Origin of the sequence: Cytobacillus sp. FSL W7-1323, from assembly GCF_038595015.1 — a bacterium.
In the GTDB taxonomy this organism is placed as follows: domain Bacteria; phylum Bacillota; class Bacilli; order Bacillales; family Cytobacillaceae; genus Cytobacillus; species Cytobacillus kochii.
The window spans coordinates 1420611-1432886 of the sequence record NZ_CP151998.1 but is presented as its reverse complement, the minus strand read 5'-3'; the positions used below and the strand labels follow the sequence as shown (position 1 = coordinate 1432886).

The 12276-nt window shown below is 35.7% G+C and carries 9 protein-coding genes; 5 read left to right on the top strand and 4 right to left on the bottom strand.

The genetic code is table 11. The features are described from left to right. Window positions 1-28: 28 nt before the first annotated feature. The 3 genes from MKX67_RS07435 (at window position 29) to MKX67_RS07425 (ending at window position 3140) form a co-directional block, all read left to right on the top strand. Window positions 29-646, top strand: a complete 618-nt coding sequence (locus tag MKX67_RS07435) for a DUF47 domain-containing protein (RefSeq protein WP_095369963.1) — start codon at window positions 29-31, stop codon at window positions 644-646. Window positions 647-659: 13 nt separating this feature from the next. Continuing rightward, the gene (locus MKX67_RS07430) at window positions 660-1658 is read left to right on the top strand and encodes an inorganic phosphate transporter (protein ID WP_095369964.1); all 999 of its coding nucleotides are present in this window, start codon (window positions 660-662) and stop codon (window positions 1656-1658) included. Window positions 1659-1844: 186 nt separating this feature from the next. Then, entirely contained in the window at window positions 1845-3140 is a 1296-nt protein-coding gene (locus tag MKX67_RS07425; protein WP_342489087.1) for an NCS2 family permease, read from the top strand. Between the two features lie 128 nt (window positions 3141-3268). On the opposite strand, the gene MKX67_RS07420 is transcribed toward MKX67_RS07425, so the two are convergent. The 3 genes from MKX67_RS07420 to MKX67_RS07410 all read right to left on the bottom strand — a co-directional run bounded on the left by MKX67_RS07420 (window position 3269) and on the right by MKX67_RS07410 (window position 9012). Next, a complete protein-coding gene (locus MKX67_RS07420) occupies window positions 3269-4660 on the bottom strand; it encodes an L-cystine transporter (RefSeq protein WP_342489085.1) in 1392 nt (463 codons plus the stop codon). 265 nt (window positions 4661-4925) lie between these two features. Next, window positions 4926-5726, bottom strand: a complete 801-nt coding sequence (gene proC / locus MKX67_RS07415; RefSeq protein ID WP_095369967.1) for a pyrroline-5-carboxylate reductase — start codon at window positions 5724-5726, stop codon at window positions 4926-4928. Window positions 5727-5922: 196 nt separating this feature from the next. Further along, a complete protein-coding gene (locus MKX67_RS07410) occupies window positions 5923-9012 on the bottom strand; it encodes an efflux RND transporter permease subunit (RefSeq protein WP_307318288.1) in 3090 nt (1029 codons plus the stop codon). Between the two features lie 308 nt (window positions 9013-9320). Here MKX67_RS07410 and MKX67_RS07405 point away from each other — a divergent pair, with 308 nt between their 5' ends. After that, on the top strand, window positions 9321-10166 hold the full coding sequence (locus tag MKX67_RS07405; RefSeq protein WP_095369969.1) for a TetR/AcrR family transcriptional regulator: 846 nt from the start codon (window positions 9321-9323) through the stop codon (window positions 10164-10166). A 157-nt stretch (window positions 10167-10323) separates the two neighbouring features. Beyond that, window positions 10324-10548, top strand: a complete 225-nt coding sequence (locus MKX67_RS07400; RefSeq protein WP_095369970.1) for a hypothetical protein — start codon at window positions 10324-10326, stop codon at window positions 10546-10548. A gap of 518 nt (window positions 10549-11066) precedes the next feature. Here the strand turns inward: MKX67_RS07400 and MKX67_RS07395 are convergent. Beyond that, entirely contained in the window at window positions 11067-12263 is a 1197-nt protein-coding gene (locus MKX67_RS07395) for a homoserine dehydrogenase (protein WP_342489082.1), read from the bottom strand. Between the last annotated feature and the right edge of the window lie 13 nt (window positions 12264-12276).

Sequence of the window (12276 nt, the reverse complement as noted above, 5' to 3'; positions counted from 1 at the left end):
TTTCCGAAAATTACTGGGGGTATTAATGATGGTTTTTAAAAAACAAGATAAATTCAATAAATTGTTAAGTGATATTGCAATCAACTTAAAAGAAGGAGCTATGTATTTCGCCGATTATAAGCTAAATAACATTAGTGACTTAAAAATTTTCTCAGAAAAAATGAAAGAATACGAAACAAAAGGCGACACACTTGTTCATGAAACAATTAAAGAATTAAACAATGCCTTCATTACACCAATTGAAAGAGAAGATATTCTTCATCTTGCAATGGCAATGGATGACGTATTAGATGGTTTTGAACAAACAGCAGATTTATTTGAAATGTACTCCATCATTAATGCTGATGAATATATGTTAAAGTTTGTAGAAGCTATTCAACAAAGTGCAGTAGAAATTGAAAAATCAGTTGAGCTATTATCCTCTAAAAAGTTGCTAAAAATACGAGATCATGCAATTAAAATCAAAGACCTAGAATCAAAATGCGACGGCGTATTACGCCAATCTATTAAACATCTTTTTTCTGTTGAAAAAGATCCAATTCGCATCATTCAGAAGAAAGAAATTTACGAAAACCTAGAGGAAATTGCTGACAGCTGCCAAACAGTTGCCAACGCATTCGAAACAATTATAATGAAAAACGCGTGAGGAGCAATAACTAATGGATGCAATTTTAATTATCACAGTATTAATCGTCATTTTTGCTTTAGTCTTTGACTTTATTAACGGATTTCACGATACAGCGAATGCTATTGCAACTTCAGTGTCAACGAAAGCTTTGAAACCTAGACATGCTATTATACTAGCTGCAACAATGAACTTTGTAGGTGCAATGACTTTTACAGGTGTTGCGAAAACGATTACGAAGGATATTGTCGATCCTTTCACCTTACAAAACGGCTCAATTGTCATTCTATCTGCCCTTATAGCAGCGATTTTCTGGAACCTTTTGACTTGGTATTTCGGCATACCAAGTTCATCCTCTCATGCTTTAATTGGTTCAATCGCAGGTGCTGCCATTGCGTCAGCTGGCTTTTCTGCATTAAACTATAGTGGATTTATCGGTATTATACAGGCACTCATTTTTTCACCACTGATTGCTTTTGCAGCCGGATTTATTATTTATAGCATTTTTAAAATTGTTTTTAGAAATAATAATTTAACAAAGACAAATAGAAATTTTAGAACGATACAAATTTTCACCGCTGCATTGCAATCATATACCCATGGTACAAATGATGCACAAAAAGCGATGGGGATTATCACACTAGCGTTAATCTCCAATAACTATGTAACTTCAACGGACATTCCTTTTTGGGTCCAATTATCTTGTGCAATCGCGATGGGACTGGGTACATCTGTTGGTGGTTGGAAAATTATTAAAACAGTTGGCGGTAAAATCATGAAGATTCGCCCTGTTAACGGAGTAGCAGCAGACATTACGGGGGCAATGGTCATCTTTGGTGCAACCGCACTACATATGCCAGTTAGTACAACTCATGTTATTTCTTCATCTATCCTCGGTGTAGGCTCAGCCCATCGAGTAAAAGGAGTCAAATGGGGAACAGCACAACGTATGTTAATTACTTGGGTTATTACTTTGCCGATTTCAGCAACAATAGCTGGATTAACTTATTTGATTTTGAGTTCTTTCTTATAATGCAAACAAATCCTTAAGGGTTTATATCCTTTAAGGATTTTTTGTCTTCTTCTAATAAGAACACATATATAACAAATACTATAAAGAACTTGAAAATCTTCATAAAAACGAATACTATAGTCCATGTGACCTTTTTTCGTTCGTATTATTACACACGACCATGTATTTACAGCTTGGAGGATTCTAATGTTTAAGTTAAAAGAAAACAATTCTACAGCAAAAACAGAAATACTCGCCGGTTTTACAACTTTTTTAACAATGGCATACATTGTTGTTGTTAACCCAGTCATTCTTTCTGACGCTGGTGTCCCATTTGATCAAGTCTTTACTGCAACGATTATTGCAGCAGTTGTTGGTACACTTTGGATGGCCCTTTTTGCCAATTATCCAATTGCTATTGCTCCCGGTATGGGATTAAATGCTTATTTCGCCTATTCTGTTGTTGGTGGGGGCTTAGATTATGTAACAGCTTTTGCTGCCGTCTTCGTAGCCGGACTAATCTTTGTGATTTTATCTTTAACTGCTTTTCGTGAAAAATTAATTGAAGCCATTCCCGAAAACTTAAAAGCTGGAATTTCAGCTGGTATTGGTTTATTTATTGCATTTGTTGGACTGCGAATGTCCGGCATTATTACAAGTGATCCTAGCAATCTTGTTGCTCTAGGGGATTTAACAGCAACTTCGGCAATATTAACGCTAGTTGGTTTAGTCATCACACTCATTTTAATCGCACTAAATGTATCTGGAGCACTGTTTTTCGGCATGATTATAACAGGCTTAATCGCGTTCTTTACTGGGCAACTACAGTTTAGTGACGGGCTTACATCTTTACCTTCGCTTCCAGAAGGCATTTTAGTATTCAACCCCATTTCAGCTATTGGGGAAGTCATCACTCATGGCCTTTATGCGGTTGTTTTCTCGTTTTTATTAGTAACAATATTTGATACAACCGGAACAATGATTGGTGTTGCCCAACAAGCTGGTTTAATGAAGGGGAATAAATTGCCACGTGCAAGACAGGCTTTATTATCTGATTCATTAGCCACATCTGTCGGTTCTATGTTCGGAACAAGCCCTACAACTGCTTTCATTGAATCTTCTAGTGGAGTTGCCGCCGGTGGACGAACCGGACTAACTTCTTTGACAGTAGGTATCCTTTTTATCGTTGCTGCATTCTTTAGTCCACTTGTCAGTGCGGTTTCAGGCATTGCTGCCATTACTTCGCCTGCACTCATAATTGTTGGTAGCTTAATGATGGGAAGCTTAGTTAAAGTTAAATGGGGTGAGTTTGATGAAGCTTTCCCAGCCTTTTTAATTATTTTGACGATGCCGCTCACTTCTAGTATTGCTACAGGTATTGCACTCGGGTTTATAACACATCCAATCTTAAAAATATTTAAAGGCAAAGGTAAACAAGTTCATCCACTCGTTTATATTTTCGCTGTATTATTTCTCATTCAATTGCTCTTTTTACCACATTAAAGTTGAATGATTAAAACATATATTAGCTAAATAAAAAATCCGAACACCTCACCAAATGCTAAAGCAATTTAAGCATCTGATTGATGAGTGTTCGGATTTTCTTTTTTACCAATATAGGATTGAATGAGTTAGACTTCTACCTCTTCAATTTTATTATGTGGGTTATTATAAACTTCTTGGTCGATATCTTTCGTAATTTTACTCGTTAATATACCCGAAGTCATAGAACCACTCACATTTACCGCTGTTCTTCCCATATCAATTAACGGTTCAATTGAAATCAATAAACCCGCAAGCGCGATAGGTAAATCTAAAGCTGAAAGGACGAGAATGGCTGCAAAAGTAGCTCCTCCACCTACTCCCGCAACGCCAAATGAGCTGATAACAACTATAACGATAACAGAAAGTAGAAAACTTGGTTGTAATGGATTAATCCCGACCGTAGGTGCAATCATAACAGCTAACATAGCCGGATAAATACCCGCACAACCATTTTGTCCAATCGAGAGACCAAATGAGCCAGCGAAATTGGCTATTCCATCTGACACCCCTAATGATTTTTGCGTCTTAATATTTAAAGGTAATGCCCCAGCACTTGTTCTTGACGTAAAGGCAAACGCAAGCACTGGAAAAGCTTTTCTTAAGTATTGTAGTGGACTTAATCCGACAAATAGTAATAATAACAAATGAATTAGCATCATAACCGCTAACGCTACATATGAAGCAATGACAAATTTTCCTAAATTATAGATTGCAGAGAAATCACTTAATGCAACTGTCTTTGTCATAATAGCTAGCACGCCATAAGGAGTTAATCTAAGGATTAGTGTAACCACACGCATAATAATGCTATAAAAGGCATCGACAATTTTTGCAAATACCTCTGCTTGCTCAGGTGTTTTTCTTCTTACGCCCAAGTAGGCAATACCTAAGATTGCTGCAAATATAACGACCGATATCGTTGAAGTCGCTCTCGCTCCTGTTAAGTCAAGAAAAGGGTTTGCAGGAAGTAACTCTAAAACTTGTTGAGGCAATGTTTGAGCTGCTAGTGATTGAGATGTTTCTTCCATTTGTGTCCCTCTACTGATCTCTGCATCTCCCTCTTCAATTTGGATGGCTTCTAAATTAAAGACAGTCGCCGAACCAATACCTACAATTGCAGCCAAAGCTGTAGTCCCAAGTAGTATTCCGATAATTAATACACTAATTTTACCAATATTACTTGAGAGGCTCAATCTTGTAAACGCTCCTAAAATGGAAATAAACACGAGTGGCATAACAATCATTTGTAAGAATTTAACATAACCCCCACCAACTAGTTGAAACCAATCTGTTGACCTTGCCAATACTTCTGAAGTTGGTCCATAAATCAGTTGCAATGCTAAACCAAACAATATACCTATTCCCAATGCCGTAAAGACTCTTTTAGAAAATGAAATATGTTTACGTTGCATAATAAATAATAAACTAATAAAACCAATCATTAATGCTAAGTTAATAATAAACCATACATTATCCATCATTACCCCTCCTAAAATCTTACTTTTGCACAATTTCATATGATAATACGATTATTCCTATACGTCAAGTATGAATTCAAGATTTAATTATCCTTTATGGTATATGCTTTTTTCATGAATATATACCAATCTATCTATTGGCCTTCTCTTATTTAACATTTTCAACTGTTTACATATTTTTTTATTCCCCTTTGAAAGGCAAAAAGCTGCAGCATCGCTTAAAATAAGCTAACGATGCTACAGCTAAAATCAAAACTCTTATTACTTATAAGCTTCTTACCTTCTCGCTGCAAGCTTTCATAGCAGTGAGAACAGATGAACGAAATCCTGTTTCTTCTAACTTGCTGACCGCATCAATAGTCGCACCTCCAGGGGTACAAACCTCATCTTTTAACACTCCAGGATGTTTACCAGATTCAAGCACCATCTTTGCTGCACCTAATACTGCCTGAGCACCTAGCTTATAAGCAGTGTCTCTTGGTATACCGTCCTTTACTGCTCCATCGGCCAGTGCTTCTATAAATAAAAACACATATGCAGGAGAAGAACCGCTAATTGCTGGAATGCCGTCCATTAATGACTCGTCAACTACTTCCACTTTCCCGATAGCAGAAAAGATGCGTATTACTTTACTTAATTTCTCTTCATTAATATACTGGTTGCTACTTAGCACACTCATTCCCTCACCAACCAGTGAAGGTGTATTTGGCATTGTACGTACTGCCATTACATTTCGCTCAAAGTACTCTTCGATATCATTTAGAGTAATGCCAGCAGCAATTGTTACGATAATGCTATGTTCATTTACTACTTCTTTTATTTCATCAATTACTTCCTTATGATCCTTAGGAGGAACCGCTAAAAAGATCACTTCGGCGTTTCTTGCCACTTCTTTATTGGAGTGGGTTGTATGAATCGCATACTTTGCTTCTACCTTATGTAGTGTTTCTTTCGTTCTTGCACTTGAAATAATTTCATGATGACTGACTAAACCGTTTTTTAATATACCTCCAATAATCGCTTGTGCCATTTTTCCACAACCGATAAACCCTATCTTTTTTTCCATTATTATCACTCACCTTTTCCATGCTCTGGTTCATTTTAACATGAACACAGCTGTATTCAAAAAAGTGTTTAATCTACTTCTTTAAGACAAACGTAGAACAAATGATACTATATTTGCTACAAGCTTACCTTATTCATTAGATGAACTTCATCAAAAAAAATAACCCAAAGCATCAATGCTTTGGGTTATTTTTTAATTAATTATCTTGAACATCTTTTCGATTCTTTTTAAACATTTTTGATAATACTTCATACACAATAGGAACAACAACTAGAGTTAATAAGGTCGAACTTGCAAGACCCCCGATAACTGTGATACCTAATCCTTTAGAGATTAAGCCTCCACCGCCTGAACCAAATAATAATGGAACCAGCGCACCCATTGTAGCAATAGCTGTCATTAGTATCGGACGAAGACGAGTGGCACCCGCTTCTAGAATAGCGTCTCTCATCGTCATACCGTTTCTTTCCATATGAATAATCCGGTCAACCAATACAATAGCGTTCGTAACAACGATACCGATTAACATGAGTAGACCCATCATAACCGTAACAGAGATTGTTTCCCCTGCAATGTATAATCCGACAAATGAGCCAATTACTGCAAACGGTAGTGAGAACAGAATGGCAAACGGTGCAACACCCTCACCAAATGTAACAACTAAGATGAAATATACAATCGCAATAGCGGCAAGCATTGCTAAACCTAATTGCGTAAACGTTTCATTCATATCTGCAGTTACACCAGCAACATCAAGAGTTACCCCTTGTGCCAAGTCTAAATCATCGATACCTTTATCCAGCTCACTCGTAACTTTGGATAAATTATCTGAAGTTACTGTTGCAGAAACTGTTGCATAGTACTCACCTTTACTACGAGACAATGTATTTAATGTTGTTCCTTCTTCTACATTAACAAGCTCAGATAATGGCATTTCTTGGCCTGTCGCAGTCGGAACCTCTGTATCTAATAACTCATCAATTGATTTCGCAGGCTCAGCAGCTTCAGTTTGAATAATGACATCTATTTCATTACCATCACTTTGAACAGTTGTCAGCACTTCACTATTACCTTTATCGTTTAACGCCATAACGATTTGACCTGTCGTTAAGCCATACTGCATGACATCTGCTTGCTCAACTTTTAAGATATGTTCTACATAAGCGTCTTCTGCCGTAGATGAAATATCATCTAAGTTATCAGTATCATGCATGACATCTTCCACTTGTGTCACGGCATCATTTAGTTTATCTAAATTCTCACTATACAATGTATAGCTTACTTCACTAGTATTCGCACCCATTGAAGAAAAGTCCTGAGATTTCCACTCACCAGATTGTTCTATATTAAATACATATTCTTCAATTTCTTCTCTTACCTCTGGGAAGTTCTTCATATCTGGATCAAAAATTAGATACATAAGAGCCCCACTAGCGCCCCCACCCATCATCATAGCAGCAGGATCTACATTGTCTGGGTCATTAATGGACAATTGTAGTATATCAATATCATCGCGTTTTAATAACTCTTCTTCTACTTCAGAAATATTCTCTTCTGTTATATCCATCTTTTCGCCGGTTTCAGGTGTATATGTTAAATACATTACCTTCTCTTCTTCACTTCCAAGGAAGCTAAAACCGATTAATGGAGTCAATGCTAATGATCCAGCTAATAAAAGAATAGCGATAGCTGACGTTATAATTTTATGGTTTAACGCTTTACTTAGAATGCCTTTATACCATAAAGCAAGTTTACCTACTTCTTTATGATTGCTCTCCTCTTTCTTACCGTAAAGTTTTTTCTTGAATAAGAAATGAGATAGGGCTGGGACAATTGTAATCGCAACAATTAATGAAGCACCCAATGCAAATGTCATCGTTAAAGCAAACGGAACAAATAGCTCACCAACCATTCCACCTACGAAAATTAACGGCGCAAAAACGGCCACAGTTACTAATGTAGATGAAAGAATCGGCTTAAACATTTCAATAGTCGCTTCCCTTACTAAAGCACGACCATTTAATTTTTCCTCTTTCAAATGTAAGCGACGGTAAATATTTTCAACAACAACAATCGAGTCATCGATTACACGACCAATTGCTACTGTAACCGCTCCAAGAGTCATAATATTTAACGTAATATCCAACCAATTAAGGACTAAAAATGCCATAAAAATCGACACCGGAATGGAAACAATGGATATAATCGTTGACTTAAAGTCTCTTAAAAAGAGTAGAATAATTAATACAGCAATTAAACCACCAAAAAGTGCTTTTTCGACCATTGTGCTAACAGACTTTTCAATCGGTTCACCCTGGTCTAAAGAAATATCAATGGCAAGGCCATCATACTTTTCTGTTTCTTCTTCAACATAGTCTTTTACACGATTAACTACATCTACTGTGTTATCCTGTTGTCCTTTTACAATTTGGATCGCAATCGCATTTTCTCCATTTGTACGAGAAACAGACTCTACTTTACCTACTTGTTCAATTTGAGCAAGTTCACTTAGCTCAACAAACGGTTGTGGGTGGTCGGCAGTTGGCGTTACTGGGATCATCATTTCTTTCAACTCATCAACAGTTGTTACTTTCCCATCTACCGAAACAGCTTCTTCAGCTTCTTCAAAATCAAATAGCCCTAAAGATAATGCCATATCACTTGCTTGAATCAGTTCTTTTACATCATCTTGATTCAATTCAAACTTGGCTAGCTCTTCTTCATCCCAAGTAAATTCAACTTGTTCAATATGTTGACCAGTCATTGTTGCAGATGCTACTCCTTCAATCTTTTCAATATCAGGCAAGATCACATCTTCAACTAATTCAGTCAGTCCAACTATATCTTCTTCTGTACTACTAATTGAAAGTGCAACTACTGGCATCATATTCATGCTGATAGATGTCACAGTCGGCTCTTCCACATCTTCAGGAAGATTTAGATTAGCAATCGCTCTTTCTAGTTCAACCTTTTTATCATCCATATCAACGCCATATTTATATTCTACTTGAATACTTCCTACATTCGCACTTGAATTAGAATAAACAGCATTGACATCATCTAGCCCTTCAACTGCCTGTTCAATTGGCACTGAAACCTCTTCCATCACTTGCTCAGGTGTGGCACCAGGATAAACACCATTTACCATTAAAAATGGAATAGAGATATCCGGGATTGTTTCAGTTTTCATCTGTGTAGTTGAGTAAACACCTGAAACTGTAATAATTATGGTTAATAACCACACAGCGAGCTTATTCTTTAAAACGAAATTGACTATGCCCTTCACATTGACACCTCTTTTTTTATTAATTCGATTTTCCTTTACCCGATAACCATTATGTATATAGTAGAAATCAGCGTAAATGAAGTCTTACATATAGGAATACTCACTATCATACCCAAAAAAAATCGTTACTGGTTCTATAGAATCTATTTTGTTTGTTTTCTTGACGCCAATCTCGGGTATCCTATAGAATATGACTAGTGGGTCACATCACCAATAAATATAACTGACCGGTCAGTCAAGTGTCAATTATATTATTGTGAAGTTTTTGTTAACACGGAGATTCTTCTTCGGTTAAGGAGTTGTTACAGATGAAAGAAAAAGAAAAAATAATTATTGAAGCTGCGATTAAATTGTTCGCTAAAAAAGGATATACTGCCACATCTGTACAAGATATCGCCACTGATAGCGGCATTTCCAAAGGTGCGTTTTATTTATATTTTAAATCAAAAGAAAAATTGTTAGAGTCCTTATTAATATATTATTTTGATCAATTAACTGAAGAAATCATGCAGTGGGACAATAAGAACCTCACAGCCAGAGAAAAATTCAAGGCACAAATCAATACAACCATTGATATGTTAATCCAACATAAGGATTTTATTATTACTCAAACAAGAGAACAAACCATACCTATTAATGAATCAATTAAAGAATTATTATTCACAAAGCAAATTGAAATGAATGAATTTTACCGCAAAAGTTTATCTTCTATATATGGAGAAGAAATGACTCCTTATTTATGGGATTTATCTCAACTCCTTGATGGTCTTTTTCATTCATACGTAAAAATATTAATCATTGACAAAGAAATATTTAAGCCTGAGCATGTGACTGATTATTTATTAAATAGAATGGACTCTTTAGCAGAAGGTCTAAAAAAAGAAGAACCTTTGATCACTGAAGCTAAGATGAACCGTTTCCTGCATAATTTTAATATATGTTTACCAAATACTAGTCCATCGACTACCATCGCAGATATTAGAAAACAAATACAAGCATGCGACGATAAGGAAACATTAGAGGTCTCCCTCGATATGATAGAAGAAGAAACCCAAAGGGAATATCCCAGACTTCCAGTCATTAAAGGAATGATTACAAACTTTAATCAATATCCTGATTTAAAGAAGCAATTGAATGATTTATTACAAATATAGAATGAGAGAAATTTGTCGATAAAAAGACCAACCTTTTTACTGGACATTTTCACTTTTAACGTTTATTTTACTATAAACAGGTAATATAAAGAGATATAGTGTAAATGAAGTAGAAGACTTCTGTACTTATAATTTATAAGAATGGATGGTGGAGAATATGGCAAATAACAAAGTTACGAATATCAGAAAGAATGAAAAGAAAGATGTAAGTATCGGAACAAGCGTGTCTTTAAATGGTCTCGTTACAGCTGTCTTTGATAATATGGTTCACGTACAGATCGGAGCCAAAATTGTCACTGTCAATATAAAGGATTTATATTCAGAAATCAATCAAACGTTACTTCCAAACCAATCAGTAAAAACACCATCGCAATCCGTCTAAAAACTGGTGAGAAATCTTATTAAAGATTATATTTCCTAGGATAGTTAGTCTATAAATAAGGGCTAGTTATCCTTTTTTATTTAGATAATCAACGCTACATTTATGAAATAAAACAGTTCGTTGTTGATGATTTAAAAGTTTACAGAAAAAATTTTTCCTTCATCCTTTGCTTATTAACACTAGTTATTTTCATTTTTTAACGGTATGGCCTTTCTACATAAGAATATTCATTCTATTATTTTATTTACTTTGATGAATACTGAGATACTGCTTTTTTTCATTTTAGTTAAGCAGGACTTCAAAAAGAACCCTACAAATATTCATATTCTTCGCAAATATGATTTCTTTCACTGCTTAGTTATTGTTATTGACTAATGTTAACAGAGCCATAAAAATACTTACCTTGTTCAACGAACGATTCCTCAAGTTGAACAAGGTAAGTAAATTTGACCATGATACTGATACTTGAAATTGTCTAGTTTTATCAATAGAATTATAAGGATTTATCATCCACTACTTTAATGGATTTTTTTCATTTCTTTTAATCTTGTAGCATCACCTAATATTTGAATTAAGGATGCATCTTCTATACGTAAATCCCCCTCTATTTCTACTACCCATGTATCATTAGCAATCATCTTCATAATTTCTGCTCCTTCAGGTAATTGCTGTAAGGCAGAGCGTCCATATGCAATCCAACTCGTTTTCGCACTACGCTGTTGATCAAGGGTGGACTCTTCATTAAAAGTATACTCCTGAGCCTTTTCTGATAAATGAATCAAATCTTCTATAATTGCACTTGCTGTTGGATACATACCTGCACCTGGCCCCTGCAAACTAATACTCCCGACAATATCCGCCTCGATATGGATAGCATTTTGCACACCTTCCACCTGATATAAAGGATGGTTACTTTCAACTAACACTGGCCGAACAGCACATTTTACTTGAGAATGAGCGTATTCAATAGTTGCCACGTGCTTGTATCTAAGACCTAATTCATTAAAGAAAGTAATATCTGATTTAGCAATACTCGCAATCCCGTTTCTTTCAATCTGCTCGCTTTTTGGTTTCTCTCCATAAATCAACTCACTTAAGATAGCAGCTTTATAATACGCATCAAAGCCTTCAACATCATTCGTCGGATCCGCTTCCGCATAACCTAATTTTTGCGCTAGCGCCAGAGCATTATCAAATGATAATTGCTCTTCTCTCATTTTAGTTAATATAAAATTAGATGTACCATTCAATATGCCTTCAACCTTCGTTACTTTATTAGCATTTAGTAGTTTTTTTAAAGTTTGAATAATAGGAATACCGCCTGCTACAGTAGCCTCGTAGCCGACTGAGACATGATATTTTTTTGCTAATTCTCTTAAGATATTACTTTTTTCTGCAAACATCTCTTTATTTGCCGTAATTACGTGGCGACCTTTTTCAATCGCACTTTGTAAATAAGTTGCAGCCGGTTCAATACCAACAATTGCATCAATTACTACATCAATATTCTCCAATTGTTGGATTTTTTCATATTGGTTTGTCAACATAACTGACTGATCGGGGGCAGTATGCTTCTTAATGTCCCTCACTAGAATAGCAACAACCTTTACTTCTTCACTTAATAACTTTTGTAAACGCCCTTGATGCTGTTGAATTGTACGGTAAACGCCTTTACCAACAGTACCATAGCCAAGTAAAGCGATATTTATCGTCAAAACCCTTTACCTC

Coding starts and splice junctions, on each gene's coding strand:
- MKX67_RS07435 (WP_095369963.1), top strand. CDS start 29: ATGGTTTTTAAAAAACAAGATAAATTCAATAAATTGTTAAGTGATATT.
- MKX67_RS07430 (WP_095369964.1), top strand. CDS start 660: ATGGATGCAATTTTAATTATCACAGTATTAATCGTCATTTTTGCTTTA.
- MKX67_RS07425 (WP_342489087.1), top strand. CDS start 1,845: ATGTTTAAGTTAAAAGAAAACAATTCTACAGCAAAAACAGAAATACTC.
- MKX67_RS07420 (WP_342489085.1), bottom strand. CDS start 4,660: ATGGATAATGTATGGTTTATTATTAACTTAGCATTAATGATTGGTTTT.
- proC (WP_095369967.1), bottom strand. CDS start 5,726: ATGGAAAAAAAGATAGGGTTTATCGGTTGTGGAAAAATGGCACAAGCG.
- MKX67_RS07405 (WP_095369969.1), top strand. CDS start 9,321: ATGAAAGAAAAAGAAAAAATAATTATTGAAGCTGCGATTAAATTGTTC.
- MKX67_RS07400 (WP_095369970.1), top strand. CDS start 10,324: ATGGCAAATAACAAAGTTACGAATATCAGAAAGAATGAAAAGAAAGAT.